General features: G+C 61.4%; 26 protein-coding genes. 13 read left to right on the forward strand and 13 right to left on the reverse strand.

The window, feature by feature from the left end; translation table 11 throughout:
* Positions 1–37: 37 nt before the first annotated feature.
* The 3 genes from G7025_RS00270 to aroC are packed head-to-tail and all read right to left on the reverse strand — an operon-like array spanning position 38 to position 2,803.
* Positions 38–544 carry an acireductone dioxygenase gene (locus G7025_RS00270; protein WP_181075695.1) on the reverse strand — a complete coding sequence of 169 codons (507 nt, stop codon included), beginning with the start codon at positions 542–544 and terminating at the stop codon, positions 38–40.
* The gene (locus G7025_RS00275) at positions 541–1,707 is read right to left on the reverse strand and encodes an MFS transporter (protein WP_181076163.1); all 1,167 of its coding nucleotides are present in this window, start codon (positions 1,705–1,707) and stop codon (positions 541–543) included. The genes G7025_RS00270 and G7025_RS00275 overlap by 4 nt, the downstream gene beginning before the upstream one ends.
* 4 nt (positions 1,708–1,711) lie before the next feature.
* On the reverse strand, positions 1,712–2,803 hold the full coding sequence (gene aroC, locus G7025_RS00280) for a chorismate synthase (protein ID WP_181075697.1): 1,092 nt from the start codon (positions 2,801–2,803) through the stop codon (positions 1,712–1,714).
* A gap of 142 nt (positions 2,804–2,945) precedes the next feature.
* Between aroC and G7025_RS00285 the strand changes: the two genes are divergently transcribed.
* Positions 2,946–3,908, forward strand: coding sequence for an alpha/beta hydrolase (locus G7025_RS00285; RefSeq protein WP_181075699.1), 963 nt, complete (start codon positions 2,946–2,948; stop codon positions 3,906–3,908).
* Between the two features lie 99 nt (positions 3,909–4,007).
* On the forward strand, positions 4,008–4,814 hold the full coding sequence (locus G7025_RS00290; protein ID WP_181075701.1) for a hypothetical protein: 807 nt from the start codon (positions 4,008–4,010) through the stop codon (positions 4,812–4,814).
* Between the two features lie 68 nt (positions 4,815–4,882).
* Here the strand turns inward: G7025_RS00290 and prmB are convergent, their stop codons facing one another.
* Complete coding sequence (gene prmB / locus G7025_RS00295) at positions 4,883–5,791, reverse strand: 50S ribosomal protein L3 N(5)-glutamine methyltransferase (RefSeq protein WP_181075703.1); 909 nt, start codon at positions 5,789–5,791, stop codon at positions 4,883–4,885.
* Positions 5,792–6,032: 241 nt separating this feature from the next.
* On the opposite strand from prmB, the gene G7025_RS00300 reads away from it, so the two are divergent.
* The 3 genes from G7025_RS00300 (at position 6,033) to G7025_RS00310 (ending at position 7,714) form a co-directional block, all read left to right on the forward strand.
* Positions 6,033–6,623: a cysteine hydrolase family protein gene (locus tag G7025_RS00300; RefSeq protein ID WP_181075704.1), complete on the forward strand. Its 591-nt coding sequence runs from the start codon at positions 6,033–6,035 to the stop codon at positions 6,621–6,623.
* Positions 6,624–6,761: 138 nt separating this feature from the next.
* Positions 6,762–7,082: a hypothetical protein gene (locus G7025_RS00305; RefSeq protein ID WP_034099345.1), complete on the forward strand. Its 321-nt coding sequence runs from the start codon at positions 6,762–6,764 to the stop codon at positions 7,080–7,082.
* A gap of 74 nt (positions 7,083–7,156) precedes the next feature.
* Positions 7,157–7,714, forward strand: coding sequence for a Smr/MutS family protein (locus G7025_RS00310; protein WP_181075706.1), 558 nt, complete (start codon positions 7,157–7,159; stop codon positions 7,712–7,714).
* Positions 7,715–7,771: 57 nt separating this feature from the next.
* On the opposite strand, the gene G7025_RS00315 is transcribed toward G7025_RS00310, so the two are convergent.
* Positions 7,772–7,957, reverse strand: coding sequence for a hypothetical protein (locus tag G7025_RS00315; RefSeq protein WP_181075708.1), 186 nt, complete (start codon positions 7,955–7,957; stop codon positions 7,772–7,774).
* Complete coding sequence (locus G7025_RS00320) at positions 7,954–8,685, reverse strand: zeta toxin family protein (RefSeq protein ID WP_181075710.1); 732 nt, start codon at positions 8,683–8,685, stop codon at positions 7,954–7,956. The genes G7025_RS00315 and G7025_RS00320 overlap by 4 nt, the downstream gene beginning before the upstream one ends.
* Positions 8,686–8,864: 179 nt before the next feature.
* Between G7025_RS00320 and folE the strand changes: the two genes are divergently transcribed.
* The gene (folE, locus tag G7025_RS00325) at positions 8,865–9,410 is read left to right on the forward strand and encodes a GTP cyclohydrolase I FolE (protein WP_003175229.1); all 546 of its coding nucleotides are present in this window, start codon (positions 8,865–8,867) and stop codon (positions 9,408–9,410) included.
* 101 nt (positions 9,411–9,511) lie between these two features.
* Positions 9,512–9,883, forward strand: a complete 372-nt coding sequence (locus G7025_RS00330) for a glutathione S-transferase N-terminal domain-containing protein (protein WP_181075712.1) — start codon at positions 9,512–9,514, stop codon at positions 9,881–9,883.
* A 22-nt stretch (positions 9,884–9,905) separates the two neighbouring features.
* Here G7025_RS00330 and G7025_RS00335 read toward each other — a convergent pair whose 3' ends face one another.
* The 3 genes from G7025_RS00335 to G7025_RS00345 are packed head-to-tail and all read right to left on the reverse strand — an operon-like array spanning position 9,906 to position 12,842.
* Positions 9,906–10,226: an AtuA-related protein gene (locus G7025_RS00335; RefSeq protein WP_181075714.1), complete on the reverse strand. Its 321-nt coding sequence runs from the start codon at positions 10,224–10,226 to the stop codon at positions 9,906–9,908.
* A complete protein-coding gene (locus tag G7025_RS00340) occupies positions 10,223–11,548 on the reverse strand; it encodes an acyclic terpene utilization AtuA family protein (protein WP_181075716.1) in 1,326 nt (441 codons plus the stop codon). Before G7025_RS00340 ends, G7025_RS00335 begins: the two co-directional genes overlap by 4 nt.
* 1 nt (position 11,549) lies before the next feature.
* Positions 11,550–12,842 (reverse strand): CitMHS family transporter, encoded by a 1,293-nt coding sequence (locus tag G7025_RS00345; protein WP_181075718.1) that lies wholly within the window; start codon positions 12,840–12,842, stop codon positions 11,550–11,552.
* Between the two features lie 114 nt (positions 12,843–12,956).
* On the opposite strand from G7025_RS00345, the gene G7025_RS00350 reads away from it, so the two are divergent.
* The gene (locus G7025_RS00350; RefSeq protein WP_181075720.1) at positions 12,957–13,853 is read left to right on the forward strand and encodes a LysR family transcriptional regulator; all 897 of its coding nucleotides are present in this window, start codon (positions 12,957–12,959) and stop codon (positions 13,851–13,853) included.
* A gap of 9 nt (positions 13,854–13,862) precedes the next feature.
* Here G7025_RS00350 and G7025_RS00355 read toward each other — a convergent pair whose 3' ends face one another.
* Together G7025_RS00355 and G7025_RS00360 are read right to left on the reverse strand one after the other, a co-directional pair.
* The gene (locus G7025_RS00355) at positions 13,863–14,465 is read right to left on the reverse strand and encodes a glutathione S-transferase family protein (RefSeq protein ID WP_181075722.1); all 603 of its coding nucleotides are present in this window, start codon (positions 14,463–14,465) and stop codon (positions 13,863–13,865) included.
* A 10-nt stretch (positions 14,466–14,475) separates the two neighbouring features.
* Positions 14,476–15,642, reverse strand: a complete 1,167-nt coding sequence (locus G7025_RS00360) for an aminotransferase-like domain-containing protein (protein WP_181075724.1) — start codon at positions 15,640–15,642, stop codon at positions 14,476–14,478.
* A gap of 81 nt (positions 15,643–15,723) precedes the next feature.
* Here G7025_RS00360 and G7025_RS00365 point away from each other — a divergent pair, with 81 nt between their 5' ends.
* From G7025_RS00365 to G7025_RS00375, 3 genes are all read left to right on the forward strand, one after another.
* The gene (locus tag G7025_RS00365) at positions 15,724–16,158 is read left to right on the forward strand and encodes a MarR family winged helix-turn-helix transcriptional regulator (RefSeq protein ID WP_181075726.1); all 435 of its coding nucleotides are present in this window, start codon (positions 15,724–15,726) and stop codon (positions 16,156–16,158) included.
* Between the two features lie 263 nt (positions 16,159–16,421).
* A complete protein-coding gene (locus G7025_RS00370) occupies positions 16,422–17,684 on the forward strand; it encodes an NCS2 family permease (RefSeq protein WP_375139319.1) in 1,263 nt (420 codons plus the stop codon).
* A 60-nt stretch (positions 17,685–17,744) separates the two neighbouring features.
* Positions 17,745–18,386 carry a LysE family translocator gene (locus tag G7025_RS00375; protein ID WP_181075730.1) on the forward strand — a complete coding sequence of 214 codons (642 nt, stop codon included), beginning with the start codon at positions 17,745–17,747 and terminating at the stop codon, positions 18,384–18,386.
* Here the strand turns inward: G7025_RS00375 and G7025_RS00380 are convergent.
* Together G7025_RS00380 and uraH are read right to left on the reverse strand one after the other, a co-directional pair.
* Positions 18,367–23,637: a dermonecrotic toxin domain-containing protein gene (locus tag G7025_RS00380; RefSeq protein ID WP_219855119.1), complete on the reverse strand. Its 5,271-nt coding sequence runs from the start codon at positions 23,635–23,637 to the stop codon at positions 18,367–18,369. The two genes, G7025_RS00375 and G7025_RS00380, sit on opposite strands and share 20 nt — an antisense overlap.
* Positions 23,638–23,790: 153 nt before the next feature.
* The gene (gene uraH / locus G7025_RS00385; RefSeq protein ID WP_181075732.1) at positions 23,791–24,144 is read right to left on the reverse strand and encodes a hydroxyisourate hydrolase; all 354 of its coding nucleotides are present in this window, start codon (positions 24,142–24,144) and stop codon (positions 23,791–23,793) included.
* Between the two features lie 379 nt (positions 24,145–24,523).
* Here uraH and puuE point away from each other — a divergent pair, with 379 nt between their 5' ends.
* Positions 24,524–25,450, forward strand: a complete 927-nt coding sequence (puuE, locus tag G7025_RS00390) for an allantoinase PuuE (RefSeq protein ID WP_181075734.1) — start codon at positions 24,524–24,526, stop codon at positions 25,448–25,450.
* Positions 25,447–25,962, forward strand: coding sequence for a 2-oxo-4-hydroxy-4-carboxy-5-ureidoimidazoline decarboxylase (gene uraD, locus G7025_RS00395; RefSeq protein ID WP_181075736.1), 516 nt, complete (start codon positions 25,447–25,449; stop codon positions 25,960–25,962). The genes puuE and uraD overlap by 4 nt, the downstream gene beginning before the upstream one ends.
* Positions 25,963–25,983: the final 21 nt, after the last annotated feature.

Raw genomic sequence — 25,983 nt, forward strand, 5'->3', positions numbered from 1 at the left:
TACAACGTTTCGGGGTTGAAGATTCTGACGCAAGGGCCTAATCGTCCAAACCGGGAAAACGGCCGGCGATGGCGTCTGCGGTCAATACCGGCACGCAATCCTCGGCGCTGTTGAACATGCGCAGCGCCACGGCATGGGGATGCTCACCGAAGTCCAGCCAGTGCGCTGTGTCGGCCGGCACGATCAGTAGATCGTTTTTCTCGCAGCGCACGATGTAAACGTCCTCGCCCATGTGCAGGCCGAAGAGTCCTTGGCCGGCGATGAAAAAATAGCCGTGGGTGTCTCGGCAACGCTGTTCGGCGCGTGCCGGGAAAGGGTGTGTGATGTTGAGTACCTCGACGTTGCTGTAGCCCAGGTCATTGATCGGTGCGCGATAGGCCTCGATCATCACGGCGTCGCTGGCGCCCTTCTCGATCGGGCCGGGTTGCCAGCGCTCGAACCGTACACCGTGCTCGGCCAGGGTGCTGGCGATATCTTCGACATGGGTCAGGACCTTGTTCGGCGTATCCGGTGCAGCGACGTGGTAGACGGCGACATAGCTCATTGAGGGGTTCCTTGGTTCTGCTCGTGCAATCGAAAGCCGATGATAACGGCCGCGGCCAGGGCGGCGACGCTGGCAAGACTAAAGGTGAAGGTCGGGCCCAACAGGTTCCAGCTGTAACCGGCATACAGCGCGCCCAAGGCACCGCCGGTGCCGGACAACGCAGCGTACAGCGCCTGGCCCTGGCCCTGTTGTCTGGCGCCGAAGCTGCGCTGCACGAAGGCAATCGCGGCGGCATGGAAACTGCCGAAGGTCGCGGCGTGCATCACCTGCGCCAGCAGCAACACCCAGAAGAATTCGGCAAAGCTGCCCAACAGTAACCAGCGCAGCGCCGCCAGCACAAAGCTGGCCAGCAGCACCCGGCGCAGCGAAAAACGCGTGAGGATACGGCTCATGCCGAGGAACATCAGCACTTCGGCCACCACCCCCAGCGCCCATAGCAACCCGATCACCCCACGACTGTAGCCCAGGTGCTCGAGGTGCAAGGTCAGAAATGTGTAATACGGGCCGTGGCTCATCTGCATCAGCGCCACGCACAGGTAAAACGCCAGCACGCCGGGGCTGCGCAGTTGCTTGAGGAAACCATCCCCGGCCAGGCGATTGCCGTGGCTGGCCGGTTGCGCATTTGGCACCCACAGGCTGGCGCCGATAATCCCGGCCATGATCACCACGACCACCACCGGGTAAATGTCCAGGCTCAGCCAATCGAACAGGCGGCCCATGATGACCACGGTGAGGATAAAACCGATGGAGCCCCACAGGCGGATCTGGCTGTAGCGTGAAGTCTGTGTTTGCAGGTGAGCCAGGGTAATGACTTCAAACTGCGGCAACACCGCGTGCCAGAAGAACGCATGCAGCGCCATCACCAGCGCCAGCCAGGCGTAGCTGTGGCTGACGAAAATCAGCGAAAAACTCAGCAACGTACACACCGCGCCAAACCGCACGATGGCCAGGCGACGACCGGTGTGGTCCCCCAGCCAGCCCCACAGGTTCGGGGCCACGCAGCGCATCAGCATGGGGATGGCCACCAGCTCGCCGATACGCGCGCTGGAGAACCCCAGGTGATCGAAGTACAGCGCCAGGAACGGTGCCGTCGCCCCCAGCAGGGCGAAGTAGAACAGATAGAAACTGGAGAGGCGCCAATACGGAAGGGCTGTCACAACCAGCCCGTCACAGCTGGCCCAGCACCGGTGTACTCACACGCACATCGGCGTTTTGCCCGCGATTGCGCAGCAGATGGTCCATCAGCACGATGGCCATCATTGCTTCGGCGATCGGCGTGGCGCGGATGCCGACGCAGGGATCGTGACGACCCTTGGTGATCACGTCCACCGGGTTGCCGTGCACGTCGATCGAGCGGCCCGGGGTGGTGATGCTCGACGTGGCTTTGAGTGCCAGGTGCGCAACGATGGGCTGGCCGGAAGAAATACCACCGAGGATGCCGCCCGCGTTGTTGCTGAGGAAACCTTGCGGCGTCAGCTCATCGCGATGCTCGGTGCCGCGCTGGGCAACACAGGCGAAACCGGCGCCGATCTCCACGCCCTTGACCGCATTGATGCTCATCAGCGCGTGGGCCAGTTCGGCGTCGAGACGGTCGAAAATCGGCTCGCCGAGGCCCGGCTTGACGCCTTCGGCGACCACGGTGATCTTGGCGCCGACCGAATCCTGGTCACGGCGCAGCTGGTCCATGTAGGCCTCCAGCTCCGGCACCTTGTCCGGGTCGGGGCAGAAAAACGCGTTGTCTTGCACGCTGTCCCAGGTCTTGAACGGGATTTCAATCGGGCCAAGCTGGCTCATGTAGCCACGGATCAGGATGCCCTGGGTTGCCAGGTATTTCTTGGCAATAGCCCCGGCGGCCACGCGCATGGCAGTTTCCCGCGCCGAACTGCGGCCGCCGCCACGGTAGTCGCGCTCACCGTATTTGTGGTGGTAGGTGTAGTCGGCGTGGGCCGGGCGGAACAGGTCCTTGATCGCCGAATAGTCCTTGGACTTCTGATCGGTATTGCGAATCAGCAGGCCGATGGCGCAGCCGGTGGTGCGGCCTTCGAACACGCCGGAGAGGATCTCGACTTCGTCGGGCTCCTGGCGCTGGGTGGTGTGGCGGCTGGTGCCGGGCTTGCGGCGGTCGAGGTCACGCTGCAGGTCGTCCAGGCTCAACTCAAGGCCGGGCGGGCAGCCGTCGACAATGGCGACCAACGCCGGGCCATGGCTTTCGCCCGCGGTGGTGACAGTGAACAGCTTGCCGAAGGTATTGCCGGACATGCAGGGCGCTCCGTGAAATCAGTTGTAATCACTCAGGGGTGATAACCAAGCGCGCCAGTATACGCGGGCCCACCGACTAGTTCATCCTCGAAACCTTACCGGTCGGCATGGGTCCAACCGGCACCTCCCTGATGATGGCGCGATGATGCTGCGAGTTTTGCTGTTCACCCTCACCCTCTTGACCACCCTGGCTCACGCCGCCTCCCCCGTTGTACTGCAACGGCCTATCAGCCTCGATACGGGCAATGGCGAGTTGTTCGGCTCGCTGCTGCTGCCGCAGTCGGACCGCCCGGTGCCGGTGGTGTTGATCATTGCCGGTTCCGGGCCTACCGATCGCAACGGCAACAGCGCCGACGGCGCACGCAACGACAGCCTCAAGCGCCTGGCCTGGGTGCTGGCCCGGCACAACATTGCCAGCGTGCGCTACGACAAGCGCGGCGTGGCCGCCAGCCTGGCCGCCACCCCGGACGAACGCAACCTGACTCTGGATGCCTATGTCGCCGACGCTGTAGCCTGGGGCAAGCTGCTCAAGGCCGACAAGCGCATGGGCCCGTTGATCGTGCTGGGTCACAGCGAGGGCGCACTGGTGGCGGCGCTCGCGGCGCCGCAGCTGCAACCGGCTGGCGTGATTTCCTTATCGGGCAGTGCGCGCCCGGTCGACCAGGTGATCCGCCAGCAACTGGCCGATCACCTGCCCCCTGCGCTGCTGCTGCGCAGCAATGAGATCCTCGACCACCTCAAGGCCGGCCAGGTGGACGCCGATGTCCCTGCTCCGCTGGAAGGTATTTTCCGACCGAGCGTGCAGCCGTATCTGATCAGCCTGTTCCGCGCCGACCCGTCGGCCGCGTTCGCCAAGCTGAGCATGCCGGCACTGATTATCCAGGGCACCCACGACATCCAGGTGGGCGTGAGCGACGCACAGCAACTCAAGCAGGCCAAACCTGACGCGCAATTGGTGGTGATCGACGGCATGAATCATGTGATGCGCATCGTGCCCAAGGAGGTGAAACAGCAGCTGGCATCCTACAACGACCCGCAACTGCCGCTTGCCGCAGAGCTGGGCAACCGCATAGTGCGCTTTATCGACGGACTTCAAACCCGATAAGCGACAAATTGCCTCCAGTCCTGGCAAATCCGGCCGATAAGCCCAGGGTCGACAGTAAAAAGACTGTCGGCTCGCTGGGCCTGGACAGGATCGCACCGCATGACAACCACTGAAGTACTACCCGAACCGACCGCCGACGCCTCGGCCGCGCCACCCGAGGTTGCCGACGCGGCGCCTTTGCCGTGGGCGGATGTTCAAGCCGAACATTTCAAGATGCTGCGCCTGGCGCCCCTGGCCACCGACCGCGCCACCGGTGCACGGCCGCTGCGGTTCGTGCAGTTCGGCTATGCCGAGCGCAACGACAAGCACCGCAGTTTGCTGCGCATGGTTATCCAACTGCCCGGCCAGCGCGTGCGCCGTGAGCAGAACCATCTGGATGTGTGGGTCGACCACGATACACATCGCGTGCATTTCGGCCCCGGCAACAGCCTGGAAATCGAACCGCCCAACCGTGGCATCGGTCGATTCCTGGTGGCCCAGGCTGCGGCGTGGGCGAAAAAGCACGGGGGCCATTACCGCGTCGACGGCGTCGACCTGGCCAACAAGGACGCCCTCAACGAATCCACACGCCTGCGCCGCGATCACTTCTTGCGCGTCCAGGGCTTCGACGTGGCCTACGCCGACGTGCAGCACCTCAAAGGCAATGTGCAACCCGGCAAGGTCAGCGCCGTGCTGGACAGCTGGAACACCGAGAAGGTGCAGTTCGTGGAAATCCTTGAAGCCGCGCAGATGCTGCAACAGGCGGAGCAGAACCTGCTGGAACAGGAAGTGAAGCTGCGCAAGGAAGAAGAAAAGGTCACCAAGTTCAAACGCGAAGACAGCGGCTTGCGCTTTACCATCACCTGCCTGGTGGCGTTTACGGTGTTTCAAGCGGGGTTGTTGATCTGGATTGCCACGCACCGGTAGCCGTTTGAAAGGCGATCCCTGTGGGAGGAGGCAAGCCTGCCTCCCACATTTTACCTGTGCCCCTGCCGTTAAACCTTGGCGGCGAACACCGCTTGATGGGCGCGGCACTGTTCGGCAGTCAACATGAACACCCCGTGCCCGCCGCGCTGGAACTCCAGCCACGCAAAGTCCACTTGCGGGTACAGCGCTTGGACATGCACCTGGCTGTTGCCCACTTCGACGATCAGCAAACCTTTTTCGGTCAGGTGGTCCGCCGCTTCGGCGAGCATCCGCCGTACCAGGTTCAAGCCGTCATCCCCGCAGGCCAGGCCCAACTCCGGCTCGTGCTGGTATTCGTCCGGCATGTCGGCAAAATCCTCGGCGTCCACATACGGCGGGTTGGAGACAATCAAGTCAAAGCGCTGCGCCGGCAGGCCGTCGAAACCGTCGCCCTGCACGGTGTACACACGCTGATCGAGGCCATGACGCTCGATGTTCTGGTTGGCCACTTCCAGGGCTTCAAAGGACAGATCCCCCAGCACTACTTCGGCATCCGGGAACTCGTACGCACAGGCGATGCCGATGCAACCGGAACCGGTGCACAGGTCGAGGATGCGCGCCGGGGGCTGGGCCAGCCAGGGTTCGAAGCGGTTTTCGATCAGTTCGCCAATCGGTGAGCGCGGGATCAGCACCCGCTTGTCGACGATAAACGACATGCCGCAGAACCACGCCTCGCCCAGCAGGTAAGCCGTGGGCACGCGCTCATGGATGCGGCGATGCAGCAGGCGCTGGACGTGAGAGATTTCCTCTTCTTCGAGGTTGCAGTCCAGGTAGCTGTCGGCCATTTCCCATGGCAGATGCAGGGCGCCGAGCACCAACTGACGGGCTTCATCCCAGGCATTGTCGGTGCCATGGCCAAAAAACAGGTCTTCCCCATGGAAACGGCTGACAGCCCAACGGATATGGTCGCGCAAGGTGCGCAGGCGGGAAGTGATCACGGGGGCAGACTCCTGGAAAAAACGACTGGCGATTCTAACAGCCTTCGCCTGTACCGACGATGTACGAAAAACCTGGTGCCATACGTCGGATTTCATCCAAATTGCCAGTATTGCCCCAGACGAGTTCGCCTCTTGACATGGCTGCACGCCAGCAACGGCGTACCTTACGATGGTAGCGATTCACAGAAGCGCTCAGCCAGTGGACAATGTCGCAAATGCCCCCCTCACAGGAGCCCCCAGAATGTCCGTTCCAAAGACGATGTTTCAACTCAGCGGTCGTGGTTACGCAGCTGCCAACCTCAGCCATGCGACCCTTGTGATCATCGACGCCCAGAAGGAGTACCTCAGCGGCCCACTCGCCCTCTCGGGCATGGACGCGGCCGTGGCTAATATCAAGCAACTGGTCGCGGCGGCGCGCGAAGCCGGGCGCCCGATCGTGCATGTGCGTCACCTGGGCACCGTGGGCGGCCTGTTCGACCCACAAGGCGAGCGGGGTGAATTCATCCCGGGCCTGGAACCTGCCGCTGACGAAACCATCATCGGCAAACTGCTGCCCAGCGCTTTCCATGGCACCGAACTGCTCGACCGACTGCAAAACCTGGGTTCCCTGGACCTGATCGTCTGCGGTTTCATGAGCCATTCCAGCGTCAGCACCACGGTGCGCGCGGCCAAGAACCTGGGGTTTCGCTGCACCCTGGTGGAAGATGCCTGCGCCACCCGCGACCTGCCCTACAAAGGCGGCGTGCTGGGCGCCGAGCAGGTGCAGCAAACCGAAATGGCGATCATGGCCGACAACTTCGCCACCCTCGCCCTGACCAAAGATCTGATCTGATCTGATCGCTGCCGGGATGAGCGGGTTTATTCCCCCGCTCATCCGCCACGCCCTTTCATTTGGCGCATTTACCCCTCCCGCCGGAACAACCTGGGTATCTTCCGGTCGAAGGGCCGATACCCTGGAGGAAAGGTCGGGATGAAGATATCCGATGGTTTTGACGCTCGTCGCTTACGCCCCAAGGGCCCGAGCAATTGGCGTCTGCGCCTGGTGGCCGGCATTGCCGCGTTGCTGGCGATTGTAGGTGTGCTGTTGGCGGGCGCTGGTGGCGCCGGTCTGTTTGGCCATTCGCCGGCCCTGGGCGAATTGAATGCCAGCCCGGGCGGTTCGGCCCTGCTGCTGGGCATTGGCCTGCTGGTGCTGTGGCTGGGCGTGTGGTTGTGGCGCCGCAGCCGACGCCGCATGCGGCAGCCGCTGTCATTGAACATTGCCTCGCACTTGATGAAGAAGCACGACTAGTGGCGCTTGGATAGCGTTTCCTGCGCCCGGCCGCCGCGATTTAGGTAAACTGCCCGCCCTTCGCGGAGGCTGACATGCAAGACGACGATTTTTCCCTGTTCAAAAACGAGCTGCGCGGCGTCAAGCCGATCAAACACGATCGTGCCGACACCGGTAAACCCAAGGCCGACCGCGCGCAGATCGCCACACTGCGCCAGGCCGCGACCGTGCGCACCGACGCCACCACGGTGGATGGCCTGTCGGACCAGTTCGTGATCGACGTCGGCCCCGAAGACGAGTTGATGTGGGCCCGCGACGGCGTGCAGGAAAGCCAGATGCGCAAGCTCAAGGCCGGCCAGATCCCGTTCGAAGGCAGCCTGGACCTGCACGGAATGACCGTGGAAAAAGCCCGGGAAACCCTGTGGGCCTTTCTCGCCGAAGCGACCAAGTTCGAAATCCGCTGCGTGCGCGTCACCCACGGCAAGGCCGTGCGGCTGGACGGCAAGCGGCCGATGATCAAGAGCCACGTCAACACCTGGCTGCGCCAGCATGCCCAGGTACTCGGCTTTACCTCGTGCCAGGCCCGCCACGGCGGCGCGGGGGCGGTGTATGTGATGCTCAAGCGGACCATGATGGAAGGGCGCGACGAGTAGGCAATTCAACAAAAAGCCCAGCGGATTGGCTGGGCTTTAAAGGAGCCTCTCAGAGGTTCAACTGTCGAAAAGCTCTCTTGCTTTCTTCTCCCTCGCCTGCGAGATCATTGCTTTTTGCAGGGTTATCGCAGTATTGGCGACACAACGGTATACCGCACGCCTCTCCTCCACCGAACCACTTCGAAAAAAATCCGACATCGTGGTGGAAGACGTCCCTATGACTTCTGTGGCTTCACCTTTCATAAGGCTACTCCGGTCAAAATTTGCTCAAGTTGGTCTGGATGGTAGGGCTGCCTGACCAGTTCGTCAATTTCCTCGGCCGATAGATCGATGCCAATTTCCGCCTGACTTCCATCGGTATCCTTAATAAGAACATCGACTTGCAGATGCCCCCGAAACTCTCGCTTCAATCCGCATACCGTCGTCTTTGAGGCATAAAATTGGCGGATAAATTCCTTACACGGAATGTTCCGACCTTCTACCGCCTCGCGGGCCAGCACAAACTCCCAGGCAAGTTCAGGTTTTTGATAAACGTAAATGATTTGTGCAGACCTGTTTTCCTTGTCCAGCGCGCGCTGAATGTTTTTACGAGCCACTGCGAAATTCGCCAACGTCCCGTCCAACAAAAAGGATTGGTTCTGCTGATAAACCAAGTCTATGGTCCGTTCGACCATCAAAGTTACGCCACGTTGAAACAGGCTGGAGTTCGCCCCGTTGTACTCAGGAAAATAAACCCGAAAATCATCGGGGTCTATTCGCAATGCGCTAGTCCCGCCATCCTCCATCAGACGAATAAAAGATTTAGAGACTTCTGTCTTCCCCGCCCCCGGAGAGCCGGCCATAAATACCGACACTGGGCAGCGTTCACCCGGGTATTTAGTCAAGCAAGCCAACTCACGCGCGATACGCGTGCGATTTGCCTTGGCAAAGATCAGCGCACGCTCGGAAACACTACGGTCCTGCAAGGTCATCAGATCCTCCCTCTGAACGGAGGTCGACTCTAGCACCGACTTCGCCCAGGAATACAACTGTCCGCCTACCTAGGCTACTATGTGCGCCACGTTACCTGCTGCCGCTGCATACGGGGCAGCGCTCCATCTTGGTACAGGCATACACCGTACCGTCCTGAAACCCATACGGAAACAGTCCTGTGACATTGGAACAAAACTACACCGCGATCCTCGGCCAACTCGGCGAGGACGTTTCCCGCGAGGGCCTGCTCGATACGCCCAAGCGTGCCGCCAAGGCGATGCAGTACCTTTGCCGCGGCTATGAACAGACGCTCGAAGAGGTCACCAACGGTGCCCTGTTCAGTTCCGACAACAGCGAAATGGTGCTGGTCAAGGACATCGAGTTGTACTCGCTGTGCGAACACCACCTGCTGCCGTTCATCGGCAAGGCCCATGTGGCCTACATCCCGAGCGGCAAGGTGCTGGGCCTGTCCAAGGTGGCGCGGATTGTCGATATGTACGCGCGCCGCCTGCAGATCCAGGAAAACCTCAGCCGCCAGATCGCCGATGCCGTGTTGCAGGTGACCGGCGCGCTGGGCGTGGCGGTGGTGATCGAAGCCAAGCACATGTGCATGATGATGCGCGGTGTGGAGAAGCAGAATTCGTCGATGATCACCTCGGTGATGCTCGGTGAATTCCGAGAAAACGCGGCCACTCGTAGCGAATTCCTCAGTCTGATCAAGTAACGGGCTGCGTAAAAAAAACCGGCGCTCATCGCCGGTTTTTTTTCGCCTGCACAAATCAGGTAAGCTGCGGCCCCTTCTGTGTTCGGCAAGAGGTTTCAGCCATGTTCGTAAAAGCACTTCGAGTGGGCCTCGGCCACGTCATCATCGCGGGCGATTTGCTGACCCGTCCTCGCAAAAAGCAGCGCCCCGCCGAGCAGCAGGCACAGGTCAACGAAGCGGCCAAGGGCCTGACCCTGTACCAGTTCCACGCCTGCCCGTTCTGCGTGAAGACCCGCCGCACCCTGCATCGCCTGAATGTGCCGGTGGCGTTGAAGGACGCGAAGAACAATGAGCAGGACCGTCAGACCCTGCTGGAGCAAGGCGGCAAGATCAAGGTGCCGTGCCTGCGTATCGAAGAAAACGGCCAGACCACCTGGATGTACGACTCCAAGGTGATCATCGATTACCTGGACAAGCGGTTTGCGGCGATCTGACACGCCTGCACCGCCCCCACCGTCAGTTCGGTATTGGCACATCCAGGTCCAGCAGCGCCGAGCCGAGGCACTTGCCATGGGCATCCAGTGCCAGTGAGCGGGTCACGCCGCCGCGCAGTATCCCCGGCAGCACGAAGTTCAGCGCGTGCACGTTGGGCAGTTCATGGCGCCGCACCGGCGCCGCGCCCGGCGTGAGCAGCCCGGCAAAAAACGCGGCGACCCGCTCGGCGGTGAGCTGCTCGCACAGCAACGGGTAATCCTCGGCGCGGTAGGCAATGATCGAGATGTTCGACGTATCGCCCTTATCGCCGGTACGGGAATGGGCCAGAGTGTGCAGTTTCATGCCTGGATCCTCGGGTTGACCGCGTCGCGCGGCAGCAGCAGCGACGCTACCGCCACCACCTGGCGCACGCTTTTGCTGGCACCGCCGCCGCCGGACGGGCCGTTGGTGTACAGGGTTTCCACTTCGTTACCGACGCGCACGGCGTCGCTGCGTTCTGCACAGCGAGCGGCGACGCGCAGGCGCACTTCCCAGGGCTCCACGCTATTGCGCGGACCGTGCAGCGAATCCATGCCGATCAATTCGGCGCGTACGTCCTGCATCTTCACTCCCATCAATTCAAGACGCTTGAGCACCACATCCCGCGCCAACTGCGCCCGTGCGACAGCGCCGGGGCCGCCGTAGGACATCTGCCCTTCCCCGATCCAGCCATCCAGATAGCCCACGCTGACCTTCAACTGCGACGGCCGCCCACGGCCATCGGCGCCCAGAGCGCGCACACGGTCCACGCCCTCCTCGACAAAACTCACCTGGGAAAAGTCCGCAGTCACATCGGGGGTGAGATAGGCCGCCGGGTCATGCACCTCATAGATCAACTGCTCGGTGCAGGTGGCAGCGCTGACTCGTCCACCGGAACCTGCGACCTTGGTGATCACCGCGCCGCCCTCGGCATCGATTTCGGCCAACGGAAAACCCAGCCGCGCCAGATCCTCCACGTCCTTGAACCCCGGATCGGCAAAATAGCCGCCGCTGACCTGCCCCGCGCACTCGAGCAAATGCCCGACCAGCGTGCCACGCCCCAGACGCGGCCAATCGTGCGCGGCCCAGCCGAATTCAAACATCTGCGGCGCAAGGAACAGCGATGGGTCGGCCACGCGACCGGTGATGACAACGTCGGCCTCGGCGCGCAGGGCCCCAAGGATGCCGTCGACGCCCAAGTAGGCGTTCGCCGAGATCACTCGCGCGCCGAGTGAGGCAAGGGTCTGGCCGTTGTCCAGCACCTGCTCGGGACGCAGCAGCGGCAATACGTCGTCGCCGACCACCGCCAGTACTTTGAGATCCAGGCCCAGCTCATGGGCGATGCGCCGCACCTCATCAGCCGCCGACAGCGGGTTGGCCGCGCCCATATTGGTAATCACCCGCAGACGCCGACGCCCCGACTGCGCGCCCACAAACGGCAGCACCCGACGCATGCGCTCGCCCAGCAGCGGGTCGTAGCCGCCCTGGGGGTCGCTGATGCGGGCTTGCTGGGCCAGGGCGATGGTGCGTTCGGCCAGGCATTCGAAGACCAGATAATCCAGGTCGCCGTGCTCGGCCAATTCGACGGCCGGTTCGATGCGGTCGCCGGAATAGCCGGCGCCGGAACCGATGCGCAAAGTGTTCATGTCAGATCACTCCCAAAAGCAACGCGGTCAGGGTCATCAACACTGACGCGGCAAACAGAAACGGAATGGTGAAGCGCTGGTGATCGGCCAGTTCGATTTTGCACAGGCCCACCAACAGGAACGTCGCCGGGGTCAACGGGCTGACCGGGAAACCGGTGGTGTGCACGCCCAACAGCGAGGCCTGGGCCACTTGCAGGGGGTCGACGCCGAGGGCCTTGCCGACTTCGGCAATCACCGGCATCACACCGAAATAGTAGGAATCGGGATCGAAGAGCATGCTCAGCGGCATGGATATAAAGCCCACCACCGCCGGGATCAGCTTGCCGTGGCCCGCAGGAATCTGCGCCACCGCTACTTCGGCGATGGCCTTGAGCATGCCGGTGCCCTGCATGATGCCGGTGAACACTCCGGCGGCGAGCAGGATACTGGCCATGGTCAACGCGGTTTTTGCATGGGCATCGATGCGCGCACGCTGGGCGTCCACGTTCGGGTAATTGATGCACAGCGCCACGACGGTGCCGAGCATGAACATCACCACCGGGTCGACCCAACCGGCAATCATCACCACCATCACCAGCACCGTCAGGATCAGGTTGAGCCAGAACAGGCGTGGGCGCCGCAGCTTGAGGTCATCCTCGCTGAGCACGCGTTGCGGCACGGCGTCCACCGTGGACCCCGCGCCCAGGCCCAGGCGTTTTTCTTCGCGGCGGCCCAGCCACCAGGCGCAGGCGAACACAAATATCAACCCCACGATCTGCACCGGAATCAGCGGCTGGAACAGATCCGCCACCGGCACATGCAGCGCGGCCGAGGAGCGCAGCACCGGGCCGGTCCACGGCAAAAAGTTGACCCCGGCGGCCATGGCGCATACACAGGCAAGGATACGTTTGTCGATGCCCAGCCGCGTGTAGAGCGGCAACATCGCCGGCACCGTCACCAGGAACGTCACCGCGCCGGAACCGTCCAGGTGCACCAGCAACGCGAGAGTCGCGGTGCCGACGACAATCCGTGTCGGGCGCGTGCCCACCGTGCGCAGGATGCGGTCAATGATGGGATCGAGCATGCCCGCGTCGGTCATGATCCCGAAAAACAGGATCGCGAAGACAAACATGCCGACCACGGGGGCGACGTTCTTGATACCGGTGATGATGAAGGCGCTGGTTTGCAGGCCGAACCCACCGAGCAGCGCGGCGATGATCGGCAAGGCGATCAGCGCCACCAGCGGCGAGAGGCGTTTGCTCATGACGGCAGCGAGCAGGCACAGGATGGTGATGACACCCAGGGTAGCGAGCATGGGGACTCCAGAGCGGCCTTTGGTGGCCGGTTATTGTTTTCCCCGGAGTATTGGAAGCGCGGTAGTCTTTGTAAATTGGAATATTCAGCCCGGCACGTTCGGAAAAACAAAACGATGAAAAATTCTATCCAGCATATCCAGGCCTTTCTCGCCGTCGCCCGCACCGGCAGCTTTACCAAGGCCGCCAGCGAAATGAACCTGTCGCCCTCGGCGCTCACTGTGCAAGTGCAGCAACTGGAAGAGTGGCTGGGCATTACGCTGCTCGACCGCAGCCCGCGCCACGTCAGCCTCACCACTGCCGGCCAGGAAGCGCGCGGCCCCATGGAAAAACTGCTGCTGGACCTGGATAACATCGTCACCGGCTCGCGCGACCTCGCTGCGTTGCGCCGGGGCGTGGTCACCATTGCCGCCCTGCCCTCGGTGTGTGCCGGTAGCCTGCCCCCGGCGCTGCGTCTGTTCCGCGAGCGCTTTGCCGGGATCGATGTGCGCCTGCACGACGTGGTGGCCCATCGCATTCATGCCCAGGTGCGCGCCGGCGACGTGGACTTTGGCATCGGCGTGCGGGCGCGCTTAAGCCATGGCCTGGATTTCGTGCCGGTGCTCAATGACCGCCTGTGTGCGTTTGTGCCGCTGGATCATCCCTTCGCGGCTTTGCCACGCTTGTCCCTGGGGCAACTGGCGGACCAGCCGATCATTCTGACCGGCCGCGACAGCAGTGTGCGCGAGCAGGTGGACGCGCTGTTCGACCAGACGCGGCTGAGCATGACGGCCGGCATGGAGGCTAACTACATGTCGACGGTGCTGGCCTTGGTGCGTCAGGGATTGGGGATCAGTGTGTTGCCGGAATCGGCGGCGGATAGTTTGGAGGGGTTACAGCGGATCGCCATCGATCATCCCGGGGTAAGCCGGGAGATCGGCCTGATCAGTCGCAGCGGCACAACGCTGAGCCCGGCGGCGCAGCGCTGTTTCGACCTGCTGAGCGATGAGTTATCTGACACGTCATCGAACTGAATGGAGTGATCAGTCCAGCATCGCCACATGCTTGGGATGACTGGCTACCCGCGCCAGCCAAGCCTGCACCGCTGGGTACGGCGCCAGGTCGAAGCCACCTTCGTGCGCCACATGGGTGTAGGCATACAACGCGATATCGGCAATCGAGTACTGATCACCCACCAGATACGGCGTGGCTTGCAGTTGACGCTCCATCACCCGCAGTGCCTTGTAGCCGCCTTTATGGGTGGTTTTGTATTCCTCCAGACGGTCTTGCGGCATGTTCAGGTAGTACTGGATAAACCGCGCCACGGCGATGTAGGGCTCGTGGCTGTACTGCTCGAAGAACTGCCATTGCAGCACTTGCGTACGCAAACGCGGCTCGGTCGGCAGAAACGCGCTGCCGTCGGCGAGGAAGTTGAGGATTGCGTTGGATTCCCACAGGCAGGTGCCGTCTTCCAGCTCCAGCACCGGGATTTTGCCGTTGGGGTTCTTGGCCAGGAATTCGGCGGTCTGGGTGTCGCCGTTGAGGATGTCGACATTCACCCATTCATACGGGATGCCCAGCAGGTTGAGCATCAATTTGACCTTGTAGCAGTTGCCCGAGCGGTAATCGCCATAAACCTTGTACATGGGGTTCCCCTTATGCCGCTTGCGCGTGCTGTGCTTGACGGATCACGGCGGCCAGACGCATCAGACCTTCGTCCAGGCGGGACGGGTCGATATGGCTGAAATTGAGCCGCAGTGAGCCCAGGTGCTGGTCCGGCTCGGAAAAGAAGGGTTCGCCGGGCATGAAGGCGACGTTCTCAGCGAGCGCGGGCGCCAATAAGGTGCGGGTATCGAGCGGCTGTTTCAAGGTCAGCCAGAAGAATAATCCGCCCTGGGGCACCTGCCAGTCGGCGAGTTCGCTGAAATGCCGTTCCAGTGCGGCCTGAAACCCATCGCGGCGCTCGCGGTAAAAACGGCGCAGTTCAGCCAGGTGCTGCTGATAATTTGGCGTGCCGATCCACTGCATCGCCTGCCACTGGCCCACGCGATTGGTGTGCAGATCGGCCGATTGCTTGAGCTTGAGCAGATGCGGGAACAGGTCGGGGCTGGCAATCAGGTAACCGACGCGCAGGCCCGGCAGCAGGGTTTTGGACACGGTGCCGGTGTAGATCCAACTGGCCTTGTGCAGGCGGCTGACGATGGGCCGCGCGCTGGCGCCGTCGAAGGTCAGTTCGCGGTAGGGTTCGTCTTCAATCAGGGTCACGCCGAATTCGTCGAGCAACGCGGCGACGGCGTCGCGCTTGGCCTCGCTATAGCGCACCGCCGACGGGTTCTGGAAGGTGGGGATCAAGTAGATGAACGCCGCGCGATGACGCTCAAGCTTGGTGCGCAACGCGGCCAGGTCGGGGCCGTCGTCCTCCAGGGGCACAGTGAGGCAATCGGCGCCGAACAGCTGGAAGATCTGCAACGCGGCCAGGTAGGTCGGGCCTTCGAGCAGGATGGGCGTGCCTTGATCGATATACAGCTTGGCCGCCAGGTCCAGGGTCTGCTGGGACCCGCTGACCACCAGCACCTGGCTGGCCTGGCACGGCACGCCCAGGGCGCGCGCCTCGGCCGCCAGCAATTCCCGCAACTGCGGCTCGCCTTCGCTCATGCCGTATTGGCCGATGTTTAATGGCATATCATCCCAGTTCAACGCCGGCAGCATGCTTTCGGCCGGCAGCCCGCCGGCGAACGACATCACTTCCGGGCGCTGCGCCGCGGCGAGGATTTCACGGATCAAAGAGCTTTTAAGGCGCGTAACACGTTCGGAGAAGGCCATAAGGTCACCGCTGGCGAAAACTGTGGGAAATACGTCAAACTGGTTGACCGAAATTACGACAGCTCACCTGGATACGTCAACATGCTTGACCTTAAAAACCAAAACAGCCAGCAACAAGCCATGGAAGCGTTTTTCTTCGGCTACCAGGCGTTCACCGCCAAGGCCGATGAAATGCTCGAACGTCGCGGCCTGAGCCGGGTACATCAGCGCATTGTGTTTTTTATCGCCCGCTACCCGGCCCTGAGCGTGACGCAGTTGCTGGCATTGCTGGGGGTGAGCAAGCAGGCGCTGAACATGCCGTTGCGCCAATTGCAGGAAATGCACTTGGTGAGCAGCGTGGCGTCGCGGACCGATAAGCGCAAACGCCTGCTGGAGCTCAGCGAAGACGGCCGGCGGTTCGAACAGTCTTTGCGCCGCGAGCAGGTGAAGTTGCTGCAGCGCGCTTTCAGTGAAGCCGGCGAAGAGGCGGTGAAAGGCTGGCTGGCGGTGAATATGGCGCTGAGCGCGAATAACTAGAGGTTTGCCTTTCATCCCTTTCGCACACAAAATGGAAAACATTATTTGCTTTCTTTGTATACAAAAGCATAATTCGCTTCGTGCGAGTTCCTGACCTATCAGTCAACAAAACCCGCCGGTAACCTCACAGCGCTTCGCGCTGGCCATAACAATAAAATGCTTGAGGAGTACTCGCTGTGGATAGCCGCAAATCCGAAGCCCCTACGCTGGACCTGTCGCCCTCCTCCCAGGGCGGTTGGCTGGAACGCCTGTTCAAACTGCGCATGCATGGCACCACAGTGAAGACCGAGCTGATCGCCGGCCTGACTACTTTTATCACCATGGCCTACATCATCTTCGTTAACCCCAACATCATGGCCGACGCCGGCATCGATCATGGCGCGGCATTCGTCGCCACTTGCATCGCCGCCGCCCTCGGTTGCCTGCTGATGGGCCTGTATGCCAACTGGCCGGTGGGGCTGGCGCCGGGCATGGGCCTGAATGCGTTTTTCACCTACACGGTGGTCGGCACCATGGGCTATCACTGGGAGACCGCCCTGGGTGCGGTGTTTATCTCCGGGGTGCTGTTTATGCTGCTGACGCTCTCGCGCATCCGCGAATGGCTGCTCAACAGCATTCCGGTCAGCCTGCGCCATGCCATGGGCGCCGGTGTCGGCCTGTTTCTCGGGGTGATCGGCCTGAAAACCGCCGGCATCATCGTCGACAGCCCAGCCACCTTGATCAAGCTGGGGTCACTGCACGAGCCGGCGCCGTTGCTGGCGGCGGTGTGTTTTTTGCTGATTGCGATCCTCAGCTACCACCGTGTGTTCGGCGCGATCCTGATCAGCATTATTGCCGTGACGCTGGCCGGTTGGGGCCTGGGCCTGGTGCATTACAACGGCATCCTCTCCAGCCCGCCGAGCCTGGCCCCGACCTGGATGGCAATGGACGTCAAAGGCGTGTTCAACGTCAGCATGATCAGCGTGGTATTCGCCTTTCTGTTCGTGCACATGTTCGACACCGCCGGCACGCTGATGGGCGTCGCGCAACGGGCCGGGCTGGTGAATGCCGACGGCAGGATCGATAACCTGTCACGCGCACTCAAGGCCGACAGCGCCTCCAGCGTGTTTGGCGCCATGGTCGGCGTACCGCCGGTAACCAGTTATGTGGAAAGTGCCGCCGGCGTGGCGGCCGGTGGACGCACCGGGCTGACCGCCGTGACCGTGGGCGCGCTGTTCGTAGCGGCGATGTTTTTTGCGCCGCTGGCGGGCATGATACCGGCCTACGCCACCGCCGGTGCGCTGATCTATGTGGCGATGCTGATGATGGCGAGCATGGCTCATATCAACTGGGACGAAGCCACCGACAGCATTCCGGCGATCGTCACGGCGATCATGATGCCGCTGACGTTTTCGGTCGCCGACGGCATCGCCCTGGGCTTTATCACCTATGTGGCGCTCAAGGCCGGCACCGGCAAGTACCGCGAGATTTCCGTCAGCCTGTGGGTGCTGTGCGCGATCTTCGTCGCCAAATTTATATTTTTATGAAACAGCGGCAAGGGACAAGAGGATGATTTGTCGTTTGCCGCCGCCCCCTGGAGCAATGAAATGACCCTTGAAACCTGGCTGCTGTTCAGCGGCGCTGCCTTGATCGTGATCCTGATTCCCGGCCCGTTGTCGCTGTTGATGATCAGCAACAGCCTCAACTATGGCGTGCGCCGTTCGTACCCGGCATTCCTGGGCGGGGTATTTGCCTCGATCTGCCTGCTCAGCGCTTCGGCCCTGGGGCTTGGCGCATTGTTGCTGGCCTCGGAGCAGCTGTTCAGCGCCCTGAAAATCGTAGGTGCGCTGTATCTGTTCTACCTTGCCTGGCAAAGCTGGCAGCAGTCGCGCCAGCCGGCCCAAGGTGCCGACGTGCCGCGGACGGCAGCTGTGCCGCGCTTTCGCACGCTGTTTGGCCGCGCATTCGTATTAGGCGCCAGCAACCCCAAAGACATCCTGTTTTTTGCCGCGTTCCTGCCGCAATTCCTGAGCAGCCAGCAGGCGTTTGTGCCGCAGCTGTTGGTCATGATCGCCACCTGGACCGTGCTCGACCTGCTGTGCAAGCTGGCCTACGGCCTCGGTGCCCATGGTGCGGCGGGCTATCTGCGCAGCGGCCATGGCCAGAGCTGGTTCAATCGCATCAGTGCGGCGCTGTTCGGTGCCGCCGGCGTGGCGGCGCTGATCAAGGCTAGGACGGGTTTACTTTGACAAAATAGACGGTCGGTGCAAGCGTACCGAGGGTAGGCCATTGAACGCCCGCCACGATACGAACCAGGCGGTTTTCTCTCATGGCGCTCTCGACGCCCGCCAATAGAAGCGAATTCGGATTTTTTTTGATCGCGACATTCACCCAACTGTCCGTAAGCCTCGTATTCAAAGGAATACCCGATCGCTCCAGCCAATGCGGGGAGATGTAGTACACCCTGTTTGAACTGGACAGAGGATGAGTCGCGATCAATTCATCAACAGTCCTTCGCCCGCGCAGGACTTGCAGGCGCTGCACGTTGAAACCTTGCTGTTGCAATACGCGCTCGATGCGCGCGCTCTGCGCAGCGCTTCGCTGAGCGGCACGCCCACGGCCGAGACCGCGACCGCGAGCGCGATCCCGCAGCGCAGGGGCCAATCCGGATACGTTGAAGTCAACGCGAGTGAAGCCAGGTGCCTTGCCTTCATAGCCGATGTTTATTGTGTCCTGCCTTTCGGTAGGCCGAAGCAGCCTCAGCAGATCATCCGTCTGGCCAAGCCCATTAGCGGTCGGGGTCAACCAATTATCCAGCGTCGCGCGGATATTGAGCAGGTGAGTGGCGGTGGCCGGGCGAGACGAATCTGCCAGTTCAATCAGCCTCTGCGCGGTGAAGACTCGGCTTTGAGAGGTCATCTCAGGGAAAGCGATGCCGACATAATTAGCCAAGGGCCTGTCGAACTGTACGCTGTGCAGCCTCCACTCACCGGTTGCGCTGCGTGATACCGGAATGGGCTGCTCTGCAAGCGCAGTGGTTGTCCACCGATCAATATCTACATGCGCGCGTGAAACCAGCGGCTCATTCCTAGTGATAAACGCAATGCCATCCAACGGTGCATTGGCTCCCTGGTGGAGCAACCGGTAGTACCCCGCCCCTGCCGTCGTCGGACTGTCGTACGTTCTGCCCACATAGATGACATCGAAGGGAAAATTCGGGGGTTCCATATGCACATGAAACGTCCCCATGGACGACGTAGCAGACAACTGCGTCGTGGAGAGCTGCACTTTCCAATCACACCAATAGGTCGTCGGCGCCGGTGATTGACGGATGCGGTTTTCGGTCGCCGCGCGCACCACTGGCGGCCGCCAGTCCGGCGCCGGTGACACGGGGGCGCGCCATGGGCTCAGCGCCCCCGCGCTGCTGCCCGGCGCAGGTTGAGGAGCGTCCGCGTCGAGCAACCACTCCCTGGAGTGGCGGATGTTCAGAATCAGTTCGTCTTGCCCTGGCGCGTGTTGATTCTTCAGGCGATACATCGGTTCGTCGCTGCGTCGGTACACCGGGTAATGGTGCACGCCATCCGCCACGAAGGATTCGCCATTTTTCACATAGATACCGTGTTCGCCCGGCGCTTTTAACGCCACCGCTTCGTCAGGCAACCCTTTGGTTTTGAAGCGCGCCAGGGCGTCAAGTTGCGTCACGGGTGACGGCACCACACGGGCGCCTCCACTTGTCGTCACCGGCAAGCGACGCATCCGCGCCAACGCTGTCCTCGATCTGGGCCGTATCGCGCGCGCAGCAGAGCCGCCCACCTTTTTCGGGCCGGGTACAAAATTCAGTAGCAAATCAATCGCCAACACGGTGCTCATAAAGCCCACATCCAGTGCATCTCGTGCGTCACCAAAACGATGAAAACGTCGCGCCGCCAGCAGCAACTCGTAGAAATCGTTGAACATTCCAAAGAGCGGAGAGAAAAAAGCCTTCACCGCCCGGTCGCGGGTATCGCTCTGCTCACCAAGACGGCGAGTGCGGTAGGCTTGCAACGCTTTGCCGGACTGGCTGGCGGCCTGGGTAGTGCGTTGCAGCTCAAGCACACTGGCGCGGTACAGCAATGCCTGGGCGTCGCTGTGGGACGTGGCAACGAGGGCCAGCCAGTCAAGCGGGTCACTGGCAATCTGCTCGAGGGCTTGCTTTTCGATCTCATCCAAAAACGGCACTGGCTCCAGATGTCGAGTGCCAAATGAGCGAATGAACTCGATACCTTGCCAAATGCCTTTGGCCATGACGAACGCCGGTATCAGGTCAAGATAATCAAGGGTCGGGCCAGACTGGTCAGCGCCATCGGGATGGTGGACGACTGCCTCGAATGCCCAGCCGGGTGCGACCTGCCGCGCCAGTGCCTTGACGTTGGCCGGCGACGCACCGAGACGGTTCAGCTCGTCATGGGCATGCTGCAGGCTGCCGTATTCGGTAAGAACCAAATCGTGCGCAGCCTCGGGCCAATACACCACGCAGAGCCCGGTGCGCTTGTCCTGTACCACGACTATTCCCGCAATGTAGCGATCATGCAGCATCGTGTGCCCAATCAAATGCACCACGTACAGCTGCAGCTCATGCTGGTTTTTCAGCAAGTCTTGCGGCGTGCGTGCCGCCATAGCCGTGCTGAAGACGCTTTGTGCCGCAGCAGTGAGCCCCCGCTGGATCGCCGACAAAAGATGATGTTCATAGCCTGTGCGCAATGCGCGATTCAATAACGCCGGAACACGTCCCGCGCCGGGTGCCTGGCTGCCTGCGACACGCGGATAAAAGACCCGAAGAATCGATGCGTCGTATTGCCCGCCGATATCCAGCGAGGACACCATGCGGATCAAATAATCGGCATTCAGCGATTGTTTCCATTCCGGTTGCAGAAAGCGTGCGCGATTGAGTCGCCAGCGTGTCCAGGGCGCCAGCGGGTCGAGGTTATGCATCGCCAGTTGTAACAGACTGAAGGAGGTACGCGTGACAGTCGGGGTCAATTGGATATTGCGGTCGCCTGCGGTACAGCCGCTTGTCCAGCCACAAAAGCTGCCCTGAACGTCATCAGGCAGTTCAATAAAGGGTTGGTCGATATCAAGCTCTGGGGAGATGCCGTCCTCGCGCAATCGGGCAGTCAAAACGCGCCGGGCGAAGGTGTACAAGTCAGGCAGCTCGTGTTCAAGCCCGGTTCTAAAAGCAAAGGTGCCGCTCAGATAAAGTTTTAGCGAGCGCCTGAAACGTTTACGCTGACCACGCGTTGCGCGCGTCAGCCAGGCCGGCATGGTTTTGGCTTCGGACGCGGCCTTGCGCACCAGCTCAATGGCGGCCTGGGCCTGGCTCAGGGCGACGTTGGCAGGAATCTTCAACTGTTGTTCCAGCTCGACGGTCAACAGCGCGCGACTCAACTCGGCATCCTTGACCTCACTGAAAAGACGCACGAGCTCTTCGTGGCTTGTTTGCAGGCGGTCGTAGCTACCAAGCAGTTTCTTGAGCGCGGCCAGCGCAGGCTTGCCCTTGATGTTCAGGTAGCGTACAGCCAATGTTCGATTGGTCGCATGGGCACGCAGATCGCGACGCTTGTCACGCTCGATATAACCCCACAGCGGGGAGTCGTCCCGACTGCCCAGGCTTGCCTTGAGGCTTCGGGTCAGTGCCTCCACCCCGGAAAAAGCCACCACCCCACCGTCCATGCCAAACGCGTACAGCACCACCGGATGCTGGCGGGTCGGAACCCTCATCGCGGGCGCCGTGGTCACCACCCAGACGTTATGCAACGCATAGAAGGCGTCCGGCTCACTGCCCACCGCGATCCAATACACCTGGGCATCGCTGTCGGTGCGTTTGTAGGCCCAGGGCTGCTCCACCACATCAATGACCAGGTCGCGATGCGCCGTGCTTAGAAGCTTGAGCTGGTGCTGCAGGTGAACTTCGCAACGCAGGGCCTCGGTTTGCGCGTTCATGAACAACGTCACACGCCGCGCAGTCCACGCACCGCCTGGGCGCTCAGCCCAAAAACCCAGCTCGAGCAAGCGGGCCCGCGCGCCCTTCATCAACGTGTCCAACGCCTGCGTATGGGCCTTAAGCTGTTCCACCAGCGTCGTGAGCGCCTGATAGGTCGGCGTGTCGGCGCCTGGGTCGGAGGGGTCAAGCAACGCAAGCACCCGTTGTTCGTAGCGCTTTGCCCGTTCCTGTACGGTGCGCAAGGCCAGCCCGGACGTGGTACTGGCGAAGATAATTTCCGCGCGCCGTCGTCGATGATCCCAATCAAGCAATTGATCGCCAAGGGCACCGAGTCGAGCGCTGCCGACCATTTGCTTCCTGAACCCCTCCGCGTATGCGAGCAGACGCACGGCGTCCAGCGGCGGTGGCCGGGGCCGATCACTGGAAAACACGTGCGCGTGGTTGACACTGACCGCACAGGCCAATTCGTTGCTCGATTGCCCTGTGAGCAAGGCCTGCGCGCCCAGTTCTAACGCATTGCTCATCACCTCAAGGCCGCGCATGACCGTGGAGGCTGCCGACAAGTCAGCAGGCCTGCATAACCCGTTACGACGGTTTAACGGCAGGCACTGCCACAGGTCGTGGAGCCGAGACGATTCCAGCTCCAGCAAGCCGCACTGAAGGCTTGCGAAAGAGCGATACTCGTAGAAATTGCGCGCCGCACCCGGCAGGTGAATAACATGGGGCGCATCCACCGGGTCGCCTTCACGATAGAGGTGCAGTGCGCCCGGGATCGCTACCGCCGAGGTACCTGGCCACATCAACTGAGCCACGCGCACACTGGCCCAGTCACCGCCCGCGCGCTGGCGCGCCTCGGCGGTCGGCGCATCGATCAGCGCCTTTACCATGGCAATACCTGCACTTGACAGTTCATCAAGTTGGCGCGCCATAAACGCCTGATCGGCGAACAGCTGCGTGTATAAATCGACCCAACGCTCCCGCCGTGTGCGCCAGGAACCCTGGGCCGGCGTGTCCCAATAATCGCTCACCGCGTGGGCCAGGCGCTCGAAAAGCCGCATTGCGATAACTCGTCGCAGCACTTGCAGCGGTGTATACGGCAACCGACGTTGCGGCTCTCCTTCGATGCTCAGGACGGTAAATTGATTGACATTGATCGACACCGAAGGCAGCACCAGCAGCAACAAAGCCCGCTCCGTCAAACTGTCCACTTTGTGGACCACCCCAGGCGCCTTGGTCTCAGTAAACAACAGGCGGTCGGGGTCAACCTCGAACGCTTTGCGCAGCTCTGCGCGGATCACCGTCAACACCTTGGGCGAACGCCCTATCAGACGAGAGAGGGCTTGGGTCGACTCTCGGCAACGGCGCTCGGCAAGACCGATCTGATTGATCAGGCGGCTGGGATGGGCGCAGGTGTTGACTCGTCGGGTCAACTGGTCGCGAATGAACTGCGACGCTGCTTCGACCGCGGCGTCGGAATCAGCGCCGTCGGGTGGTGACAGGCTGAAGGGCGGTGAGGACATAGCGTTTTCGTCTCTATGATGAAAAGGCCAAGCCTATGCACCGCAGCGCCTCAAGGGGCGCTAGATAGTTGAATGTGTGACGAAAGAAAAAAAGCCCGCAGTGTGGGCGGGCGAAACCAACGAAGAGCTTTGGGGGTGATGCGCGGTGACGACTCAGCTACCGCGATAGGTCGAGTAGCTGTAAGGCGAAATCAGTAAGGGCACATGGTAGTGATCCTGTTCGGCGCTGATGCCGAAACGCAGCACCACTACGTCCAGAAAGGCCGGCTGCGGCAGTTGCACGCCGCGGGCGCGGTAGTAGTCGCCCGCGCTGAACTGCACTTGGTAGACGCCGCTGCGATAGTCGTCGCCTTGCAGCAGCGGCGCGTCACAACGGCCGTCGCTGTTGGTCACCGCAGTGGCCACCAGTTCCAGTTGCGTGCCTTCGACGCGGTACAGTTCGACCTTGATGGCGCTGCCGGGGCAGCCGTGGGCCGCGTCGAGTACGTGTGTGGTCAGTCGTCCCATGGGTCGGGGCTCCGTTCAGTCAGGTCAATGAGGCCGCACTTTTTCAGGGCGAGAAAAACGTGGCGATGGCTGATTAAGACACTTTCAACGAAAATTGTACACAATAAAAATGACAAATTTCAGCCTGCGCCGCTTGGCCCAGTGCTGGTGTTTGAATTCTTGGTAATCCTCGCTTTTGAACGACCTTTTAGACATTTACTGACCGACCGGGCAAGTTTCTTGCAGTGCTAAGCTGTGCAAGCGGTCTGGAAAAAATGCGGAAATACAGGCTTACAAAGTGGCTATCAAGTTGTATACAATCAGCCCATCGCTGTGACGCCACCCAGTCTTTCCGCTGGCCGCCACACACTCGCTACCACGCACAAGAAGGAAGACTGCAGTGAGCGCTGACTACCCACGCGACCTGATCGGTTACGGCAGTAACCCTCCTCATCCCCACTGGCCGGGCAAGGCGCGCATTGCCTTGTCGTTCGTACTCAACTACGAAGAGGGCGGTGAACGCAACATTTTGCACGGCGATAAAGAGTCGGAGGCGTTCCTTTCGGAAATGGTCTCGGCCCAGCCGCTGCAAGGCGAGCGCAACATGAGCATGGAGTCGCTGTATGAATACGGCAGCCGTGCGGGGGTGTGGCGCATCCTTAAGTTGTTCAAACAATTCGATATCCCGCTGACCATCTTCGCCGTGGCCATGGCCGCCCAGCGTCACCCGGACGTGATCCGCGCCATGGTCGCCGCCGGTCACGAGATCTGCAGCCACGGTTACCGCTGGATCGACTACCAGTACATGGACGAAGCGCAGGAACGCGAGCATATGCTCGAAGCCATCCGCATCCTTACCGAACTGACCGGTGAACGGCCACTGGGCTGGTACACCGGGCGCACCGGCCCCAACACCCGGCGGCTGGTGATGGAGGAAGGCGGCTTTCTCTATGACTGCGACACCTACGACGACGACCTGCCTTACTGGGAACCGAACACCCCCACCGGCAAGCCGCACCTGGTGATCCCCTACACGCTGGACACCAACGACATGCGCTTCACCCAGGTGCAGGGGTTCAACAAGGGCGATGACTTTTTCGAGTACCTCAAGGATGCGTTCGACGTGCTTTATGCCGAAGGCGCCGAAGCCCCGAAAATGCTCTCCATCGGCCTGCATTGCCGTCTGATCGGTCGCCCGGCGCGCCTGGCCTCGCTCAAACGCTTTATCGAATACGCCAAAAGCCACGAACAGGTGTGGTTCACCCGCCGCGTCGACATCGCCCGTCACTGGCAAGCCACTCACCCTTACAAGGGAGCGGCGAAATGACTGCGTTCCGAACCCTGCAACCCTCGACCTTAAGCCGTGATGCTTTCGTGCAGGCCTTTGCCGATATCTACGAACACTCGCCATGGGTGGCCGAAAAGGCCTTCGACCTGGGCCAGGACGCGTCGATCGATCAGATCGAAACTCTGCACCAGCGCATGAGCGATATCCTGTTGAGTGCTGATCACGCCTCGCAACTGGCGCTGATCAATGCTCACCCCGACCTGGCCGGAAAAGCTGCCGTCCAGGGCCAACTGACCCAAGCCAGCACCGATGAACAAGCGGGCGCGGGTATTCACCAATGCACGGCCGAAGAGTTCTCGCGCTTCACCGAGCTGAATGAGGCCTACAAAGCCAAGTTCAAGTTTCCCTTCATCATGGCGGTAAAAGGCAGCAACCGGCATCAGATCCTCGCCGCGTTCGAAACGCGCATCCACAATTCGGCAGACACCGAGTTCAAGTGCGCCCTGGACGAGATCAACAAGATCGCGTTGTTCCGTTTACTGACCCTCTAAACACCATCCCCAGCCACTCTA

Origin of the sequence: Pseudomonas lurida (genome assembly GCF_013522705.1) — a bacterium.
Classification (GTDB): Bacteria; Pseudomonadota; Gammaproteobacteria; order Pseudomonadales; family Pseudomonadaceae; genus Aquipseudomonas; species Aquipseudomonas quebecensis.

Excerpts from the sequence above, each read along its gene's own strand:
- G7025_RS00270 (WP_181075695.1), bottom strand. The coding sequence starts at position 544 with ATGAGCTATGTCGCCGTCTACCACGTCGCTGCACCGGATACGCCGAAC.
- aroC (WP_181075697.1), bottom strand. The coding sequence starts at position 2,803 with ATGTCCGGCAATACCTTCGGCAAGCTGTTCACTGTCACCACCGCGGGC.
- G7025_RS00285 (WP_181075699.1), top strand. The coding sequence starts at position 2,946 with ATGATGCTGCGAGTTTTGCTGTTCACCCTCACCCTCTTGACCACCCTG.
- G7025_RS00290 (WP_181075701.1), top strand. The coding sequence starts at position 4,008 with ATGACAACCACTGAAGTACTACCCGAACCGACCGCCGACGCCTCGGCC.
- G7025_RS00300 (WP_181075704.1), top strand. The coding sequence starts at position 6,033 with ATGTCCGTTCCAAAGACGATGTTTCAACTCAGCGGTCGTGGTTACGCA.
- G7025_RS00305 (WP_034099345.1), top strand. The coding sequence starts at position 6,762 with ATGAAGATATCCGATGGTTTTGACGCTCGTCGCTTACGCCCCAAGGGC.
- G7025_RS00310 (WP_181075706.1), top strand. The coding sequence starts at position 7,157 with ATGCAAGACGACGATTTTTCCCTGTTCAAAAACGAGCTGCGCGGCGTC.
- G7025_RS00315 (WP_181075708.1), bottom strand. The coding sequence starts at position 7,957 with ATGAAAGGTGAAGCCACAGAAGTCATAGGGACGTCTTCCACCACGATG.
- G7025_RS00320 (WP_181075710.1), bottom strand. The coding sequence starts at position 8,685 with ATGACCTTGCAGGACCGTAGTGTTTCCGAGCGTGCGCTGATCTTTGCC.
- G7025_RS00330 (WP_181075712.1), top strand. The coding sequence starts at position 9,512 with ATGTTCGTAAAAGCACTTCGAGTGGGCCTCGGCCACGTCATCATCGCG.
- G7025_RS00335 (WP_181075714.1), bottom strand. The coding sequence starts at position 10,226 with ATGAAACTGCACACTCTGGCCCATTCCCGTACCGGCGATAAGGGCGAT.
- G7025_RS00340 (WP_181075716.1), bottom strand. The coding sequence starts at position 11,548 with ATGAACACTTTGCGCATCGGTTCCGGCGCCGGCTATTCCGGCGACCGC.
- G7025_RS00345 (WP_181075718.1), bottom strand. The coding sequence starts at position 12,842 with ATGCTCGCTACCCTGGGTGTCATCACCATCCTGTGCCTGCTCGCTGCC.
- G7025_RS00350 (WP_181075720.1), top strand. The coding sequence starts at position 12,957 with ATGAAAAATTCTATCCAGCATATCCAGGCCTTTCTCGCCGTCGCCCGC.
- G7025_RS00355 (WP_181075722.1), bottom strand. The coding sequence starts at position 14,465 with ATGTACAAGGTTTATGGCGATTACCGCTCGGGCAACTGCTACAAGGTC.
- G7025_RS00360 (WP_181075724.1), bottom strand. The coding sequence starts at position 15,642 with ATGGCCTTCTCCGAACGTGTTACGCGCCTTAAAAGCTCTTTGATCCGT.
- G7025_RS00365 (WP_181075726.1), top strand. The coding sequence starts at position 15,724 with ATGCTTGACCTTAAAAACCAAAACAGCCAGCAACAAGCCATGGAAGCG.
- G7025_RS00370 (WP_375139319.1), top strand. The coding sequence starts at position 16,422 with ATGCATGGCACCACAGTGAAGACCGAGCTGATCGCCGGCCTGACTACT.
- G7025_RS00375 (WP_181075730.1), top strand. The coding sequence starts at position 17,745 with ATGACCCTTGAAACCTGGCTGCTGTTCAGCGGCGCTGCCTTGATCGTG.
- G7025_RS00380 (WP_219855119.1), bottom strand. The coding sequence starts at position 23,637 with ATGTCCTCACCGCCCTTCAGCCTGTCACCACCCGACGGCGCTGATTCC.
- uraH (WP_181075732.1), bottom strand. The coding sequence starts at position 24,144 with ATGGGACGACTGACCACACACGTACTCGACGCGGCCCACGGCTGCCCC.
- uraD (WP_181075736.1), top strand. The coding sequence starts at position 25,447 with ATGACTGCGTTCCGAACCCTGCAACCCTCGACCTTAAGCCGTGATGCT.